The organism is Plantactinospora mayteni (genome assembly GCF_016862935.1).
Classification (GTDB): Bacteria; Actinomycetota; Actinomycetes; order Mycobacteriales; family Micromonosporaceae; genus Plantactinospora; species Plantactinospora mayteni.
In genome coordinates this window covers 82,676-98,957 of sequence record NZ_BONX01000001.1, presented here as the reverse complement: position 1 = coordinate 98,957, position 16,282 = coordinate 82,676, and the positions used below count along the sequence as shown (strand labels likewise).

Sequence of the window (16,282 nt, the reverse complement as noted above, 5' to 3'; positions counted from 1 at the left end):
CTCGGACCCCGAAAGTGAATCCGCGAACGTCGAAGTGAAGAGGAGAGCGGATGACGAGGAAGACTGAGGGTGGGCCTGGAAACCGGGGCGTGTACTTTCTGGCCAACGACGCGGTGGCGGAGCCGGTCATCGGATTCCTGAACAGCTTCCGCACCCACAACCCGGCGATTCCACTGTGCTTCGTCCCGTTCGCCGACGACCACGACCGCATCGCCCGGCTGGCCGACCGGTGCGACTTCACCATCTGGGCCGACGACGCCGTGCTGCGCCGGTGCGACGCGATCAGCCGCGCCTTCCACGACGGCGTCACCATGGGCCAGTACCGCAAGCTCGCGCTGTGGCAGGGGCCGTTCGACGAGTTCCTCTACATCGACTCCGACACGATCGTCCTGGACTCCGTCGACTTCGTGTTCCGGTACCTCGACCGGTTCGACTTCCTGACCTCGCACTCGAACATCCCCCGCATCCGGCACTGGGTGTGGCGGGACTCCGTCTACGACACCGGCGAGCTGCGCCCCGAGCAGATCGAGTACGCGGCCAGCACCGGCTTCGTGGCGTCCCGGCGCGGCCTCATCGATCCGGCGGAGGTGGAGCGCGACCTGGCGGCCCCGCTCCGGCTGGCACCGCACATGGAGTTGCTGTGCCGGGAGCAACCGCTGCTCAACTACCTGATCGTGACCTCCGGGCGGCCCTACTCCAGCCTGTGGTCCATCGCCGCGGAGACGGACGACCCCGACATCCCGCAGGAGCAGTGGGCCGGGCACGACATCGGCCGGGTCGAGTCGGGCCGGCTGATCCCCTCGCAGGTCAACCGCGTGTTGCTCGTGCACTGGGCGGGGGAGTGGCTGCGGGCCCGGACCGAGGGCGGGCAGATCCCCTATCACGACCTCTGGCGGCACTATCGCGAAATGAACGGGCTCGGAAACCCGGCCGGCACCGGCGAGGCGGCGGACAGAGAGGTGGCCACACCGTGACGGAGATGAAGACGGCGCAGCTCAAGGAAGACCTGACCTTCCTCGGACCGAGCGTCAAGGAAATCATGTGGCAGTACAACGAGATCTTCGACCACGGCTGTTACGACGCCATCCAGCTGCCCGAGGCGCCGTTCGTCGTCGACGTCGGCGCCAACATCGGCCTCTTCATGCTCTTCGTCAAGCAGCGCAGGGAGTCGGCCGAAATCCTGGCCTTCGAGCCGATGCCCGATCCGGCCCAGGCGCTCACCCAGAACATGGAGGAGTACGGCTGGACGAAGATCGCCGTGCACCCGTGCGCTCTCGGACGGGCGGACGAGGACGACGTGCCGTTCACCTACTACCCGCTGCTGCCCGGAAACTCCACCCGCTTTCCGGAACAGAAGGCCCTGCAGAAGAAGGTCCTGTACGACTACGAACCGGTCGACTACATCGATCGCCTGCACAGCGGTTACGAGGTACGGGTCGACGTACGGCGGCTCTCCTCGTTCCTGCCGGACGACCGGGTCGTCGACCTGCTCAAAGTGGACGTCGAGGGTGCGGAGCTCGATGTGCTGCTCGGCATCGACCCAGCGCACTGGCCGCTCATCGCCCAGGTCGTGATCGAGGTCCAGGACCTCGGCGGGCGCCTCGAAGACGTCTGCGACCTGCTCATCTGTTACGGCCTGAAGCCCACGGTCATGCGCGCCCCGTTGATCCCGACGGAGATCCTCACCTACGTCGTCTACGCGCGCCGGGGTTGAGTCGGTCGATGACAACGATCCCGGACCGCGTCGCCGAGCTGCTCGCCCGGTTGACGCTCGACGAGAAGACGGCGTTGATGCACCAGTACTCGCCCGGGGTACGGCGACTGGGCATCCCGCCGCTCGTCTGGGGCCTTCCCATGCGGCGCGGCGCCCAACAGTTGCCCGGCGCGACGGTCTTCCCACAGGCGATCAGCCTCGGCGCCACCTGGGACACCGACCTCATCCAGCAGGTCGGCTCGGCGATCGCGGCGGAGGTGCGCGCCGGCTACGCCCAGCGACCCGAGACCGGACTCTCGATCTGGGGCCCGGTGGTCAACCTCCTGCGCGATCCCCGGTGGGGACGCAACGAGGAGGGCTACTCGGAGTGCCCCAGACTCACCTGCGATCTGGCCCTCGCCATGTGCCGGGGACTCACCGGGTACGACGACGGCCCGCCGTCGCGGTGGACGACCACGCCCGTACTCCAGCATTTCCTCGCCTACAACCACGAGACCGCACGTGCCACCATGTCCGCCGCGAACGTGCGGGCCCGGGTGCTCCACGAGTACGACCTGAAACCGTTCGAGGAGCCGATCAGGTCCGGCGTCGCCACCGGCATCATGCTCGCCTACGGCCGCACCAACGGCCTGCCGAACCATCTGAGCCCGCACGTGCGACGCAGCGTACGGGCCTGGCACCCGGAGTGCACGGTGTTCTCGGACGCGTGGGCGCCGACGATGCTCGTGATCGACGACGACGCGCCCCACGAGGACAGGTTGCACGCCTACGTCGCCACCGTCCGCGCCGGTCTGGACCTGTTCGTCGACCAGGACAGCGACAGCGACATCATCAGCGGCGCGCTGCGCCGCGCGGTCGACGAGGGCCTGCTGACCGAGGAGGACCTGGATGGGCCGGTCGGCCGGCTCCTCCGGATCCGCATGCTGTGGGGACAGTTCGACAGCCAGGAGGACGTCGCCACGCCCGCCGTCGTGGGAAGCAGCACGCACCGCCGGCTGGCCGCCAAGGCGGCGTCGGAGGCGATCGTCCTGCTCAGGAACGAAGACGGGCTGCTGCCCCTGGTGCCGGCGACGCTCCGCAGGGTCGCTGTGGTCGGCCAGCTTGCCGCCATGCTGTGCCGCGACTGGTACTCACCCGACTTCGACGAGAGCACGCCGCCGGTCGCCGGAATCGTGGCCGCGCTGGGCGAGGACCGCGTACACCTGGTCGAGGGCGTCGACGCGATCGCGCTCCGCGCCCTGGACGGCGGCGGATACGTCACGTCCGTGGGCACGCCGGAGGGCGGCGCGCTGACCGTTACACCGGCGCAGCCGATCGGACCCGCCCAGACCTTCGCCGTCTTCGACTGGGGAGCGGGCGTCCAGTGCCTCCGCGCCGAGGTCAACGGCCGGTTCGTGCGATGCAGGTCCGACCGGGCGCTCGCCAACGACCAGGCCACGATCAACGGCTGGGAGGTACGTGAACGCCTCCGGCTGGTCCCGCACGCCGGCGGATGGGTGCTGTTCGACGAGTCGCTCCGCCGGTACGTCGCCCCGCTCGTGGGCGACAGCATCCTGCGGGTAGCCGCGGAGACACCCGAAACGGCCGCGGTATTCGCCCGGGAACTCGTCACCGACGGCGCGGCGGAGGCCGCCACCGCCGCGAGGGAAGCGGACGCGGCGATCGTCATCGTCGGCAACCATCCCCTCATCAACGGCCGCGAGTCGGAGGACCGGCCCGACATCGAGCTCGCGCCGGCCCAGCACGCGGTCGTCGAGCGGGTCGCTGCGGCGAACCCCGCCACCGTCGCGGTGCTCGTCAGCAGCTACCCCCTCGCGGTGGAGTGGATCGCCGGCAACGTACCCGCGATGCTCTGGACCGGCCACTCGGGACCCACGCTCCCGGCAGCGCTGGCCGAGGCGCTCCTCGGCGCGCAGGCGCCGGCGGGCCGCCTGCCGCAGACCTGGCCGCGCCGCGCGGAGGATCTCGGCGACATCGCCGACTACGACATCATCAAGGGCCGCCGGACATACCTCTACTCGGACCTGGATCCGTTGTTCCCGTTCGGGCACGGGCTGACGTACAGCAGGTTCTCGTATTACCTGCACCTGCGCCGGCCGACCCTCTGCACCCAGGACGCCGTCGAGGTCACGGTCGAACTCCGCAACCTCGGCCCGGTGGACAGTGACGAGGTGATCCAGGTCTACGGGCGGATCCGAGACTCCCGTCATCCCCGCCCGCTGCGCCAACTGCTGGCCTTCCGCCGCGTCGCCGTGCCCGTCGGGCACGCCCGGGTCGAGCGGTTCCGGATTCCGCTGAGCGAGATGGCGATGTGGGACGTCGCCCGACACGCGTTCACCGTGGAGCCGGGCGTCTACGACATCATGCTCGGCCGCTCCGCGACCGACATCGTCGCGACCGAGTCACTGACGGTCCGCGGCGAGCCGCTCGGCCCGCGCCGCCTCGACCGCACACCCACCCGCGCATCCGATTTCGACGACTACCACGGTTTCACCCTTGAGGACGACGACACGGGCCTGACGACGATGACCGCTCCCGAGGCAGGGGGTTGGCTGCTCTTCAGGGACGTCGCCCTGGCTGAGGACCTCACCCGGATGGTGCTGGAAGCGAGCCGTGCCGGGGCGGGCTGGTCGGCGATCGAGGCCCGCTGGGACGCCCCGGAGGGCGATCTCATCGGCGTCGCCCCCGTCGTCGCCGGCGCCGCGGACGTCAGGATCGACGTGCCGCTGCGGCCGATCGCCGCCCGTGGCGACCTCTACCTCGTGGCCACCGGCCCCATGCGGCTATCGACGCTCCACCTCCGCAGCAGATCGGATGATCAGGAGCTGGGCTGATGACGACCCGTGCGGCCAACTTGTCCAGCGTCCGGTGGTCCACCTGCGTCATCTCACCGGAACACGCCCGGCCCAGCCTCCCCGCGTCGGATCCGCCGCCGGGATAGAGCCTAGCCGGAGAGTCCGCCGAGCGGGTTGACGATGCGGGTGATGCGGTCGCGCATCTGGCGCATGATGTCGACGACCTCGAGCTCGCGTTCCGTGGAGAGCCGTGCGAGCGGGATGGAGACGCTTATCGCGTCGACGGGTGGGTCGGCGTAGTGCAGGGCGACCGCGTAGCAGCGCAGCCCGATGCTGTTCTCCTGCTCGTCGATCGCGTAGCCGCGCTTGCGCGTGCGGTCCAGTTCTGCCTCCAGCGCGGCGCGTGAGGTGATGGTGTAGCGGGTCAGCGCTTCCATCGTCTCGGGCAGGTGCCCGTCGAGCTGCGCCGGGCCGCGCTCGGCCAGCAGCGACTTGCCCAGCGCCGTGCTGTACGCGGGCAGCCGCCGCCCGACCCGGCTGTACGGGCGCAGATACTGACTCGACTCGCGGGTGGCCAGGTAGACCACGTCCGGCCCGTCGATCCGTCCGAAGTGGAACGTCTCGTCGACCTTCTCCCGCAGCTCCTCCAGGAACGGCACGATCTGTGCCAGATATGGATCGGTGTCCAGGTAACTGGTGCCGGCCAGCAGTGCCCGGATGCCGATGCCGTAGAGCGAGCCGGACGAGTCGGCGCGCACCCAGCCGTACTTGACCAGGGTCCGGAGCAGGGCGTGCAGGCTGCTGCGCGGCACGCCGAGCGCGTCGGAGAGTTCCCGCAGCCTGGCCGGGCGGTTGCGCCGGGCCGCCAGGTATTCCAGCAACTCGACCGTGCGCGCTGCGGACTTGACCTCGCGGACTCCCACGGTCTCCTCGAGATCATCCGTCATGCCGCTCAGGGTAGTCGGAGGAGGGCAGAGCTGTCTACATATGCGGACGATTTTGAGCGTTGTTCAAGGATGTAGACATGTGCCAGAATACCGAACATGGTTCAGGACCGTGTCGCGCGTATCACGATCACCCCGGTGGCCTTCCACGACCTGCCGCTGCTGAACACCGTCGGCGTGCACGAACCATTCGCCCTGCGCGCGATCGTCGAGGTGGAGACGGTGGGCGGACTGACCGGACTCGGCGAGACGTACGGCGACGAGGCTCACCTGGCCCGGCTGCGCGCCGCCGCCGATGCACTGATCGGCGCCGAGGTCTTCGCCCTCAACGACGCCGCGGCCCGGGTGACCCGGGTGCTGGCCGCGGACACCACCACCGGCGGGCACGGCATGAGCGGCATGGTGACCGGCTCCAGCACCGCCGACCGGACGCTGTCCCCGTTCGAGGTCGCCCTGCTCGACATCCAGGGCAAGGCGGTCGGTCAGCCGTTGTCCGACCTGCTCGGCGGACGGGTCCGCGACCGGGTGGCGTACAGCGGCTATCTCTTCTACAAGTGGGCGAGCCATCCCGGCGCTCCGGCGGACGAGTGGGGCGCCGCGCTCGATCCGGAGGGCATCGTGCGGCAGGCCCGCACCATGATCGACAGGTACGGCTTCGGCGCGCTGAAGCTCAAGGGCGGTGTGTTCCCGCCCGAGGAGGAGATCGCCGCGATCCTCGCGCTGCGGGCGGAGTTTCCGGACCTGCCGCTGCGGCTGGACCCGAACGCCGCCTGGACGGTGGAGACCTCGGTGATGGTCGGCAAGGCGCTCGCGGGGGTACTCGAATACCTGGAGGACCCGACCCCCGGCATCGCGGGGATGGCCGAGGTGGCCCGGCAGGTGCCGATGCCGCTGGCCACGAACATGTGTGTGGTCGCCTTCGACGACGTGCCGCCGGCCGTCCGCGCGGACGCGGTCGGCGTGGTGCTCTCCGACCACCACTTCTGGGGCGGGCTGCGCCGCTCGCAACTTCTCGGCGGTCTGTGCCGGACCTTCGGCCTCGGGCTCTCCATGCACTCCAACTCGCACCTGGGGATCAGCCTGGCCGCGATGACCCACCTGGCCGCGGCCACGCCGAACCTGGACTACGCCTGCGACACGCACTGGCCGTGGAAGCGCGCGGACGAGGACGTGATCAAGCCCGGCGCCATCGGCTTCGCGGACGGCGTGGTCGGGGTGCCGGACGGTCCCGGGCTCGGCGTCGAGCTGGATCGCGACGCCCTGGGCCGCCTGCACGAGCAGTACCTCTCCTGCGGGCTGCGCAACCGGGACGACACCGGCTACATGCGGACCGTCGATCCGTCGTACCGCGCGGTGTCGCCGCGATGGTGACGCGGCTGCGGGTGCTCCAGACCGACCGGATCATGGACCGTTACGCCGACGTGCTGACCGCCGGCGGCGCCCACCACTGGACCTTCGCGTCGGACTGGGACCAGGAGCGGCAGATCGAGATCCTGCGTACGGTCGACGTGCTGGTCGCCGCGAGCATGACGACCGAGATGGCCCGCGCCGCCGGGCGGCTGCGCCTGGTGCACGTCACCGGCGCCGGCTACGACAGGATCCCGCTCGCCGACCTGCCATCCGGCGTCCGGGTGGTGAACACCTTCCACCACGGCCGCTCCATCGCCGAGTACGTGCTGGCGAGCGCCGTGCTACTCGCCCGGCGGGTGCCACGGTCGGAGGCAGAGTTCCGCCGCGGCGTGTGGCGGTCGGTACTCACCGACCCGGCGGTCCCGCTCGGGCCGACGCTGCACGGCCGGATGGTCGGGCTCATCGGGCTCGGCGAGATCGGGACGGAGGTGGCCCGGCTGGCCGGGGCGTTCGGCGCCCAGGTGCAGGCGGTACGGGCGCGTCCGTCGGCGGCCGGGCCGGCCGGGGTGGAACTGGCCTGGGTGGGCGGCATCGACGAGTTGGACCATTTCCTGTCCACGTCGGACGTCGTCGTGGTGACGGTGCCGCTGACCGACGCGACGCGCGGCCTGCTCGGCGAGGAGCAGTACCGGTTGATGCCCCGGCACGCCCTGCTGATCAACGTCGCCCGAGGGCCGGTACTGGACGAGGCCGCGACGTACGCCGCGCTGGCCGACGGCACGATCGCCGGAGCGGCGCTGGACGTGTGGTGGGGCCACCCGCGGGAGGGCAAGCCCCCGGCGAGTCACGACTTCTCCGCGTTGCCCAACGTGCTGCTGACCCCGCATCAGGCGGGCCACACCGATGACACGTTCCGCGGTCGGGCCCGGGACATCGCCGCGGCGGTCGACGCCATTGCCACCGGCGGTCCGCTGCGCAACGTGGTGCGCTGAACCCTTTTCGACCTGGACCGCGCGGCTCGCGTACCGCGTCCGACCTGGCGGTCCGCCGGACCGCAAGGGGAGTTGAAAAGGTTCACCGACGACGATCGTCACGACCGGCGCACCGCCGCGCCGCGTTGTCCGACACCGTGGCCCTGGGTCAGCGGAACTGGTCGACCAGCAGAACCAGGGCACCGGTCATGGAGACCACGATCGCGGTGACCCGGAGGCGGCGCCTGCTCATGAACCGGTTGATGTAGCGGGACAGCAGGTAGCCGGCCGCCGTCGCGGGCAGGAACCACAACGTCGTCCGGACCGTGTCGGCGTGCACCGAGCCGGTCAGCGCCAGCCCGGCCAGCGACATCGCCGACCCGACCAGGAAGAACGCGGCCATCGTGCCGCGCAGCCGGGCGCCGCTCGACGACTGCCAGACCAGGGCCATCGGCGGACCGCCGATCGACGTCGCCGTGCCCAGCAGGCCGGAGACCGCGCCGGCGGCCGCCGTCGTCCGCCGGGTCGGGTCCGGCGCCCAGCCGCCGATCGCCAGCACCACGCCGGCCAGCACCACCACACCGAGCAACAGCGCCAGCCAGCGTTGCGGCAGCACCGCGACCAGCCACACGCCGGCCACCGTGCCGGGCACCCGGCCGAACAGTGCCCAGCCCGCGCCGCGCAGGTTCACCGCCTCGCGCTCGCGCAGCGCGACCGCCAGGGTGAGCACCACGGCCAACATGATCAGCATGCCGGGCAGCAGACCCGGGTCGACGATCGCGACCACCGGCGCGGCCACCATGCCCATGCCGAAGCCGATCGAGCCCTGTAGGCAACTGGCCAGGACGACAGCCAGCGAGACGAGGGTGAACGCCCAGCCGCTCACCGCGCGGCGGAGACCCGCGTGTCGAGTGGGTGGTGGCACTCGGCGGTGTGCCCCGGCGTCGTCGGATCGGCGGTCGGTGGCGGCGGGGTGTTCGCGCACAGCTCGGTGGCCTGCCAGCAGCGGGTCCGGAAGCGACAACCGCTGGGCGGGTCCAACGGTGAGGGCAGCTCGCCCTTGAGCAGGATCTTCTGCTTACGCTCCCGGTCCGCCCGGCGCAGCGTGGGCGCGGCCGAGAGCAGTGCCTTCGTGTACGGGTGCCGCGGGTTCTCGAAGACCTCGTCGGTGGTGCCGGTCTCCACGATCCGGCCGAGGTACATCACCGCGACCCGGTCCGCGACGTGGCGCACCACCGAGAGGTCGTGCGAGATGAACAGGTACGACACGGACAGCGCCTGTTGCAGCTCGTTGAGCAGGTTGAGGACCTGAGCCTGCACGGAGAGGTCCAGGGCGGACACCGGCTCGTCGCAGATCACCACGTCCGGGCCGAGCGCCAGGGCACGGGCGATGCCGATGCGCTGCCGCTGCCCGCCGGAGAACTCCTGGGGGTAGCGGTCGGCGTCGCTGGGCCGCAGTCCGACCAGGTGCAGCAGCTCGCGGACCCGGGCGGCACGCTCGCGCGAGGTGCGGAACAGGTCGCGGTGGGTGTGCCACGGCTCGGCGATGATCTGGGCGGCGGTCAGTCGTGGGTTCAGCGACGCGTACGGGTCCTGGAAGACCATCTGCACCCGGCGCCGCCAGCGCAACAGCTCGCTCTTGCGCAGGGCGAACGGGTCCACCCCGCCGAACCGGACCGTACCCTGGTCGGGTCGTTCCAACAGCATCAGCGTGCGGGCCAGGGTGGACTTTCCGCAGCCGGACTCGCCGACCAGGCCGAGCGTCTCGCCCTGCCGGAGGGTGAGGTCGATGCGGTCCAGGGCCCGCAGTCGGTCGTTGCCGTTCGGCCCCTTGGGCACCTGGAAGGTCTTGCTGATTCCCTGGACGTCGAGCAGCGGCGAGTCGGTCACTGGGCGGTCCCCTCGGCGAGGTGGCAGGCGACCGCGCGGCCGGCCCGGGTCTCCAGCGCCGGGCGCTCGGCCCGACACACGTCCTGCACCAGTGGGCAGCGCGCCTGGTACGGGCAGCCCGGCGGGATGGCGAACAGGTCCGGCGGTGCGCCCGGGATCGAACTCAGGTCGGCGCCGCGCTCGGTCTCCACCGGCACCGAGTCGAGCAGCCCTCGGGTGTACGGGTGCCGTGGATCCTCGAACACCTCGTCCACCGGCCCGGTCTCGACGATCCGGCCGGAGTACATGACCGCGACCGTGTCCGCCTCCTCGGCGACCACGGCCAGGTCGTGGGTGATCAGCACGACCGCCATGTCGTGCTCCTTGCGCAGTTGGGCGAGGAGCGCCAGGATCTGCGCCTGCACGGTGACGTCCAGCGCGGTGGTCGGCTCGTCGGCGATGAGTACCTTGGGCGAGAGCGCCACCGCCATCGCGATCAGCAGCCGTTGCCGCATGCCGCCGGAGAACTGGTGCGGGTAGGAGTCCACCCGTGACTCCGGCTCGGGGATGCCGACGTGTCGCATCAGCTCGATCGCCTTCGCCCGGGCCCGCTTGGCCGGCATCCGCTGGTGGATCCGGTACGGCTCGGCGAGCTGGGTGCCGACCTTGAGCACCGGGTTCAGGGCGGTGAGTGCGTCCTGGAAGACGATCGACAGGGTGGGGCCGGCGAGCTGCCGGCGACGTTTGCGGCTCACCTTGAGCAGGTCCTCGCCGTCCACCTGGACCGAGCCGGCCGTCACCGAGGCGATCGGCTCGAGTAGCCCGACGATCGCCTGCGCGGTCATGCTCTTGCCGCAGCCGGACTCGCCGAGCAGCGCCAGCGTACGGCCGCGGTGGGCGGTGAAGCTCACGCCGTCCACCGCGCGGGTCGTGCCGCGCGGGGTGGTGAGTTCGACGGTCAGCCCGCTGACCTCCATACCGATCGCGGTCATAACCGCTCCTCGCTCCGCTCGTCGCCCCCATGACCTTGCCGACTGGGCCGACCGATGCCCTCACTGCGCTCAGTCATGGCCGCTCCTCGCTGTGCTCGGTCACGTCGTCTCCAGCACGGTCGGTCCGGCGGCCCGGCGCCGCCGGCGGGGCACGGTCAGCCGCCACCGCTGTCCCGGGTCGGTGGCAATCCGAACCCAGGACGCGAGCAGGTTCGCCGACACTGTGGTGATCACGATGGCCAGGCCGGGCAGCACCGACAGCCACCACTGGGTACGCAACTGGTCGCGGCCCTGGGCGACCATCAGACCCCAGCTCACGTCCGGCGGCTGGACCCCGATGCCGAGGAAGCTGAGCGAGGACTCGGCCAGCATCACGTAGCAGAAGTCCACCGTGGCCACGGTGAGCAGGGTGGGCAGCACGATCGGGAAGATGTGCCGGCGGATGATCGCGCCGCTCGGGGTGCCGAACGTGCGGGCCGCGTCCACGAAGAGCCGGGTCTGTAGCTCGGCGGACTCGGCCCGGGCGGTACGCAGATAGACGGGGATGCGGGTGATCGCGAGGATCGCGATGATGCTGGCGATGCTGGGCGAGAAGATGTAGAGCACCACGACCGCCATCAGCAGCGAGGGGAAGCTGAGGATGACGTCGGCGATCCGCATCGCGACGGTCTCCCGCCGGCCGCGGTGATAGCCCGCCCACATGCCGACCGAGGCGCCGATCACCAGCGAGATCAGCACCACCGGCACGACCACGCTCATCGTGGTCTGGGTGGCCACCATGAGCCGGCCGAGCAGGCTGCGGCCGAGCAGGTCGCCGCCGAGCACGTACTGCCAGCCGTGGTCCAGGCTGAACGGCGCCAGCCGGGACAGCGACAGGTCACCCTTGATCGCGCTGTCGCCGGCCAACTGTCTGCCGAACACCGCGACGAACGCGACCAGCAGCAGGATCAGCGCGGAGACGAAGGCGGCCGGGTCGGCCAGCAGCATCCGGAACCAGTTCGCCCTGGCCGGCCTGTCCGGGGCCTCCGGGGCGGGCGCCTCCGGTGGGTTCTCCAACAGGGTCATGCCGCCGCACCTACCTTCTGTCGGACGCGGGCGTCCAGCAGCGCGTACCCGATGTCGATGGCGATGTTGAGCACGAAGATGCTGATCGCGGTGATCGCCACGGCCGCCTGGAGTACCGCGAAGTCGCGCTGGAGGATGGCGTCGATCAGCAGCTTTCCGATGCCCGGCCAGCCGAAGATGCTCTCCACCACGACCGCGCCGTTGATCAGCCCAACCGCGAGGTCGCCCGCGACGGTCAGGGCCGGCGGGGCGGCGTTCTTCAGCGCGTGCCGGGCGACCACCCGGCGCTCCCCGGCGCCCTTGCTGCGGGCCACCTTCACGTACGGGGAGCCGAGCGCCGAGATCATCGCGCCGCGGACCACCTGGGTGAGCACGCCGGCCGGGCGGAGCATGAGTACCGCGATCGGCAGTACCCAGCTCAGCCCGCCGGCGTCCACGCCCGAGGTGGGCAGCACGCCGAGCATGATGGCGAACACCCAGATGCCGAGGATGGCCAGCCAGAAGTCCGGCACGCTGGCCGCGGTCATGGACAGCAGGCTGGAGACCCGATCGGCCAGGCCGTTGGGCCGCAGCGCCGCCCAGCACCCCACCGCCGTCCCCACCAGACACGCGAGGAGCATGGTGACGGCGGCCAGTTGGAGAGTGGCGGGGAAGGCCCGCAACGCCATCACCGCGGCGGATTCGCCGGTACGCAGCGACGTCCCGAAGTCCAGCCGTACCACCCCGGAGAGGTAGTCGAGCAACTGCGACCAGATCGGCTTGTCGAACCCGTTGGCCGCGCTGAACTGCTCCCGCGCCTGGGCTGTCGCATTCTCCGGCAGATACAGCGCGGTCGGGTTGCCGGTGAGTCGGGCGAGCACGAACACGCCCAGTACGACGGCCAGCAGGGGCAGCAGGCTGGTCAGCACCCGTCGTCGCAGGAAGGTCAGCATTTCCGGGTCCGATCTGCGGTCAGCTCTTCGGCTTCACGTCGGCCAGCCGCAACTCGTCGCCGGTGGCCGCGTCGGGGGCGTAGGAGACGTTCTCGGCCAGGCCGAGCACCGCCCCCATGTTGGCGAGGAAGGCGAAGCCGCGGACGTCCTTGTTCTCACTGGCGAAGACGCCGGCGTACGCCTGCTTCCGGGCGTCTCCGGTCTGGGTGCCGGCCGCCTTGATCTGCTGGTCCAGTTGCGGGGTGCCGCTGCTGCTCTGCGCGCCGTCGGTGGCGAAGTACTGCCCCACCGTGAACGCGGCGTCGCCGGCCTGGTTGCCGTGCATGATCATCAGTGCCACCGGCCCGGCGTCGTCGGGGAACGGCCGGAGCTGGTACTTCATCTGGGCGGACGTGTCCATCATCTCGATCTTGGCAGTCAGACCGATCTGGGTCAGGGCGCTCTGGATCAGCTCGATGCTCTCGGCGATCTTCGGGAACTGCGCGGTCCGCCCGATGATCCGGAACGGGGTGTCGACCTTGACCCCGTCCGCGCGGGCCTGGTCGACCAGCGCCTTGGCGCCGGCCAGGTCGTACGCGGTCGGGGTGAGCGACTCGTTGTAGCCGACCACGCCGGGGCCGATCAGTTGGCTGGCCGGGCGCCCGATACCGCCGAACAGCGACTTGACGATGCCGTCGCGGTCGATCGACATGTCGATGGCCTGGCGCACCCGGATGTCGTTGAGCGGCGCCTGGTCGGTGGTGAAGCGCAGTGCGGTGGTCTCGTTGTTCGGGTACTGCACCCCGGTGTCGCCGGCGCCGTCGTCCGCGCCCAGGTTGGTGGCCAGGTCGGCTTCGCCGTTGACCACCATCGCGGCCCGGACGGTGCCCTCCTCACGCCACTGGTACTCGGCCTTCGCGTACGCCGGCTTGTCGCCCCAGTAGCCGTCCCAACTGGTGAGGGTCAGCTTCTGTCCGGCGGCCCAGGTCTCGATCTTGTACGGGCCGGTGCCCACCGGCTCGCGGACCTTCTCGGTGGTGCTGGTGTCGGACTTGGTCATCTCCACGAACGAGACGCGCAGCGGCAGCAACGGGTCCGGCTGCCCGGTCTGCACGGTGACCGTGGAGGCGTCCGGTGCGGCGAGCGTGAGCTTGCCACTCTCGCCGAACACGTAGCCCTGGACGTTGCAGGCCAGCTTCGTGTTGTTCGCGCTGCGCTCGATCGCGGCGACCGCGTCCTCGCTGGTGAAGTCGCTGCCGTCGGAGAACTTCACACCGCTGCGCAGTTTGAAGGTCCAGAGCGTCGGCTGGGTCTGGGTCCATTCGGTGGCGAGCCTGGGCTCCAGCGTGCCGGTGGTCGGGTTCCGCTCCAGCAGCGGCTCGGTGATGTTGGACCGGACCACGACGCCGGTGGCCGTCAGCGACGCCTCGCAGGGCTCCAGGGTCGGCGGCTCCTGCGGCAGGACGACACGCAACGTGTTGCCGCCGCCGGCCGGGTCGCCGGCGTCGGAGTTGGCGACCGAGCATCCGGTGGCGGCCAGCGACATCGCTGCGGCGGCGGCGACCAACGCGGCGGCGCGGGCGTTCCGGGCCCGTAGACCGTGGGGGGAAAGGGTCATGATCCGCTGGCCTCTCAGACTGTGTCTGTATATGTAGACGGTATCTGCGTTCGTGAACGACACCGTAATTTCGGCCACACACCGTCGTCAAGGTCCCGGGTAACTCTGTTGAAACATCCGCGCGGTGGACCGGACATGCTCGAGCAACACCGCGAGGATCGGGCTGTCGTTGTCCGGACGCCAGGCCGCGTACACCTCGACACAGTCGTCCGGGATCTCCGCGACCGGCAGGAACCGCAGGTTGCGAAGGGTGATCACGGACGCGGAGGCGGGCACCAGCGCGACCCCGAGACCCGCGTCCACCAGGGCGAGCACGCTGTTCACCTGGGTCACGTGCTGGGCGTACGCCGGCTGCACGCCGGCCGACCGGAAGGTGGAGACGACCAGGTCGTGGAAGTAGCGGGCCTCCACCGGCGAGTAGGTCACCACGCTCGACCCGCCGATATCGGCCAGCCCCGGGGCCCGGCCCAGCCGGGTCAGCGGGTGCCCGCGGGGCACCGCGAGCAGCAACGACTCGGTGTGCACCAGCATCTGCGCCAGCGCCGCCCCGTCCGGCGCACCCCGGATCAGGCCGATGTCGATCTCCTCGGCCAGCAGCGCCTCGATCTGCCTGCCGGTGACCATCTCGCGGAGCACCCGGTGCACCTCGGGAAGCTGGTCGTCCAGGAACTTCACCCACTCGCCGAGCACACTGAGCGCGGCGGTCGCGGTGAAGCCGACCCGCAGGACGCCGCGCGAGCCGTGCGCCGCCCGCTGGGCCAGCAGCGGTGCCGCCGCGGCCAGGCTGAGCAGGCGTCGGGCCTCGTCCAGGAAGACCCGGCCGGCCGGGGTCAGCTCGACCGAGCGCGACGTGCGGATCAGCAGATCCACCCCGACCGCCCGCTCCAGCTTCTGCACCTGGCGACTGAGTGGCGGTTGGGTCATCCGCAGCCGGTCGGCGGCCCGGCCGAAGTTGCGCTCCTCGGCCACCGCGACGAATCCCCGGAGCTGATCCAGACTGAACATCGTTCCTCCCGCGTTATGCAGTCTGAGCATCAAACCATGCTTCATGTGTCTTGGACAGGTATCACGGTGGCCACCTACCGTCGTCGTACCAATTGCCTCGAATCTGGAGCCCTCATGACGACGTTCTCGCCCGCTCGGCTGCGCGACACGCTGGGTTCCGGGCTGCTCTGCTTCCCGGTCACGCACATGACCCCGGAGCTGACCTTCGACGAGCCCGCGTTCCGTTCGCACCTGCGGTGGCTGGCGACGTACGACGCCCGCGGGGTGTTCGCGGCCGGTGGCACCGGCGAGTTCTTCTGTCACACCCCGGCCGAGGTCGCGCAGGTCGTACGCGCCGCCGTGGCCGAGGCCAAGCCAGGCGTACCGGTGATCGCCCCGGCCGGGTACGGCACCTCGCTCGCGGTGGAGATGGCCCGCGACGGCGAGCGGGCGGGCGCGGACGGCATCTTCCTGCTGCCGCCGTACCTGACGGAACTGGACCAGGGAGGGCTCAAGGAACACGTTCGCGCGGTCTGCCGCGCCACCTCGCTGGGCGTGATCGTCTACCACCGGGCGAACGCCCGGTTCAGCCCGCAGACCTTCGTCGAGCTGGCCGAGGAACTGCCGAACCTGATCGGCTTCAAGGACGGCATCGGTGACGTCGACGTGCTGGCCCACCTCTACGCGGTGCTCGGCCCTCGGCTGGTCTACGTCGGCGGCCTGCCGACCGCAGAGACCTACGCGCTGCCCTACCTCGAACTCGGCGCCACCACCTACTCCTCGGCGATCTTCAACTTCGCGCCGCAATGGGCCAGCGACTTCTACACCTCGGTGGTCAAGCGCGACCGTGACGACGTGTACGCCCGGATCCGCGACTTCGTCCTCCCGTACCTGAACATCCGCAACCGGCGCAGCGGATACGCCGTGTCGATCGTCAAGGCCGGCATGACCGCGGTCGGGCGCAGTGCCGGTCCGGTCCGCCCGCCGCTGTCCGACCTGACTCCGGCGGAACTGGCCGAGCTGACCGACCTGATCGCGGCCACGAACTCGATCGAACGGGTGGGCTGAG

The 16,282-nt window shown here is 70.4% G+C and carries 14 protein-coding genes; 6 read left to right on the top strand and 8 right to left on the bottom strand.

Translation table 11 applies throughout. From position 1 onward, the window contains the following. Positions 1 to 50: 50 nt before the first annotated feature. Genes Pma05_RS00365 through Pma05_RS00355 form a run of 3 tightly spaced genes read left to right on the top strand, consistent with a single transcriptional unit; the run spans position 51 to position 4,548 of the window. A complete protein-coding gene (locus Pma05_RS00365) occupies positions 51 to 974 on the top strand; it encodes a hypothetical protein (protein WP_203855186.1) in 924 nt (307 codons plus the stop codon). 5 nt (positions 975 to 979) lie between these two features. Next, positions 980 to 1,714, top strand: coding sequence for an FkbM family methyltransferase (locus Pma05_RS00360; RefSeq protein ID WP_239311445.1), 735 nt, complete (start codon positions 980 to 982; stop codon positions 1,712 to 1,714). 8 nt (positions 1,715 to 1,722) lie between these two features. Continuing rightward, positions 1,723 to 4,548: a glycoside hydrolase family 3 C-terminal domain-containing protein gene (locus Pma05_RS00355; protein WP_203855184.1), complete on the top strand. Its 2,826-nt coding sequence runs from the start codon at positions 1,723 to 1,725 to the stop codon at positions 4,546 to 4,548. Between the two features lie 110 nt (positions 4,549 to 4,658). On the opposite strand, the gene Pma05_RS00350 is transcribed toward Pma05_RS00355, so the two are convergent. Then, complete coding sequence (locus tag Pma05_RS00350; RefSeq protein WP_203855183.1) at positions 4,659 to 5,456, bottom strand: IclR family transcriptional regulator; 798 nt, start codon at positions 5,454 to 5,456, stop codon at positions 4,659 to 4,661. A gap of 96 nt (positions 5,457 to 5,552) precedes the next feature. Between Pma05_RS00350 and Pma05_RS00345 the strand changes: the two genes are divergently transcribed. Both Pma05_RS00345 and Pma05_RS00340 read left to right on the top strand, forming a co-directional pair. Beyond that, positions 5,553 to 6,824, top strand: coding sequence for a glucarate dehydratase family protein (locus tag Pma05_RS00345; protein WP_203855182.1), 1,272 nt, complete (start codon positions 5,553 to 5,555; stop codon positions 6,822 to 6,824). Further along, entirely contained in the window at positions 6,818 to 7,795 is a 978-nt protein-coding gene (locus tag Pma05_RS00340; RefSeq protein ID WP_203855181.1) for a 2-hydroxyacid dehydrogenase, read from the top strand. Before Pma05_RS00345 ends, Pma05_RS00340 begins: the two co-directional genes overlap by 7 nt. A 148-nt stretch (positions 7,796 to 7,943) precedes the next feature. On the opposite strand, the gene Pma05_RS00335 is transcribed toward Pma05_RS00340, so the two are convergent. From Pma05_RS00335 to Pma05_RS00305, 7 genes are all read right to left on the bottom strand, one after another. Continuing rightward, entirely contained in the window at positions 7,944 to 8,660 is a 717-nt protein-coding gene (locus tag Pma05_RS00335; RefSeq protein WP_239311433.1) for a sulfite exporter TauE/SafE family protein, read from the bottom strand. After that, positions 8,657 to 9,664: an ABC transporter ATP-binding protein gene (locus Pma05_RS00330; RefSeq protein ID WP_203855179.1), complete on the bottom strand. Its 1,008-nt coding sequence runs from the start codon at positions 9,662 to 9,664 to the stop codon at positions 8,657 to 8,659. The genes Pma05_RS00335 and Pma05_RS00330 overlap by 4 nt, the downstream gene beginning before the upstream one ends. Next, entirely contained in the window at positions 9,661 to 10,635 is a 975-nt protein-coding gene (locus Pma05_RS00325; RefSeq protein ID WP_203855178.1) for an ABC transporter ATP-binding protein, read from the bottom strand. Before Pma05_RS00325 ends, Pma05_RS00330 begins: the two co-directional genes overlap by 4 nt. 99 nt (positions 10,636 to 10,734) lie before the next feature. After that, complete coding sequence (locus Pma05_RS00320; protein ID WP_203855177.1) at positions 10,735 to 11,700, bottom strand: ABC transporter permease; 966 nt, start codon at positions 11,698 to 11,700, stop codon at positions 10,735 to 10,737. Next, positions 11,697 to 12,632, bottom strand: a complete 936-nt coding sequence (locus Pma05_RS00315; RefSeq protein ID WP_203855176.1) for an ABC transporter permease — start codon at positions 12,630 to 12,632, stop codon at positions 11,697 to 11,699. Before Pma05_RS00315 ends, Pma05_RS00320 begins: the two co-directional genes overlap by 4 nt. A gap of 19 nt (positions 12,633 to 12,651) precedes the next feature. Then, positions 12,652 to 14,229 (bottom strand): ABC transporter substrate-binding protein, encoded by a 1,578-nt coding sequence (locus tag Pma05_RS00310; RefSeq protein ID WP_203855175.1) that lies wholly within the window; start codon positions 14,227 to 14,229, stop codon positions 12,652 to 12,654. 87 nt (positions 14,230 to 14,316) lie between these two features. Continuing rightward, positions 14,317 to 15,234, bottom strand: a complete 918-nt coding sequence (locus Pma05_RS00305; protein ID WP_203855174.1) for a LysR family transcriptional regulator — start codon at positions 15,232 to 15,234, stop codon at positions 14,317 to 14,319. 114 nt (positions 15,235 to 15,348) lie between these two features. Here Pma05_RS00305 and kdgD point away from each other — a divergent pair, with 114 nt between their 5' ends. Then, positions 15,349 to 16,281, top strand: coding sequence for a 5-dehydro-4-deoxyglucarate dehydratase (gene kdgD, locus Pma05_RS00300; RefSeq protein ID WP_203855173.1), 933 nt, complete (start codon positions 15,349 to 15,351; stop codon positions 16,279 to 16,281). Position 16,282 lies beyond the last annotated feature (1 nt).

Coding starts and splice junctions, on each gene's coding strand:
- Pma05_RS00365 (WP_203855186.1), top strand. CDS start 51: ATGACGAGGAAGACTGAGGGTGGGCCTGGAAACCGGGGCGTGTACTTT.
- Pma05_RS00360 (WP_239311445.1), top strand. CDS start 980: ATGAAGACGGCGCAGCTCAAGGAAGACCTGACCTTCCTCGGACCGAGC.
- Pma05_RS00355 (WP_203855184.1), top strand. CDS start 1,723: ATGACAACGATCCCGGACCGCGTCGCCGAGCTGCTCGCCCGGTTGACG.
- Pma05_RS00350 (WP_203855183.1), bottom strand. CDS start 5,456: ATGACGGATGATCTCGAGGAGACCGTGGGAGTCCGCGAGGTCAAGTCC.
- Pma05_RS00345 (WP_203855182.1), top strand. CDS start 5,553: ATGGTTCAGGACCGTGTCGCGCGTATCACGATCACCCCGGTGGCCTTC.
- Pma05_RS00340 (WP_203855181.1), top strand. CDS start 6,818: ATGGTGACGCGGCTGCGGGTGCTCCAGACCGACCGGATCATGGACCGT.
- Pma05_RS00325 (WP_203855178.1), bottom strand. CDS start 10,635: ATGACCGCGATCGGTATGGAGGTCAGCGGGCTGACCGTCGAACTCACC.
- Pma05_RS00320 (WP_203855177.1), bottom strand. CDS start 11,700: ATGACCCTGTTGGAGAACCCACCGGAGGCGCCCGCCCCGGAGGCCCCG.
- Pma05_RS00315 (WP_203855176.1), bottom strand. CDS start 12,632: ATGCTGACCTTCCTGCGACGACGGGTGCTGACCAGCCTGCTGCCCCTG.
- Pma05_RS00310 (WP_203855175.1), bottom strand. CDS start 14,229: ATGACCCTTTCCCCCCACGGTCTACGGGCCCGGAACGCCCGCGCCGCC.
- Pma05_RS00305 (WP_203855174.1), bottom strand. CDS start 15,234: ATGTTCAGTCTGGATCAGCTCCGGGGATTCGTCGCGGTGGCCGAGGAG.
- kdgD (WP_203855173.1), top strand. CDS start 15,349: ATGACGACGTTCTCGCCCGCTCGGCTGCGCGACACGCTGGGTTCCGGG.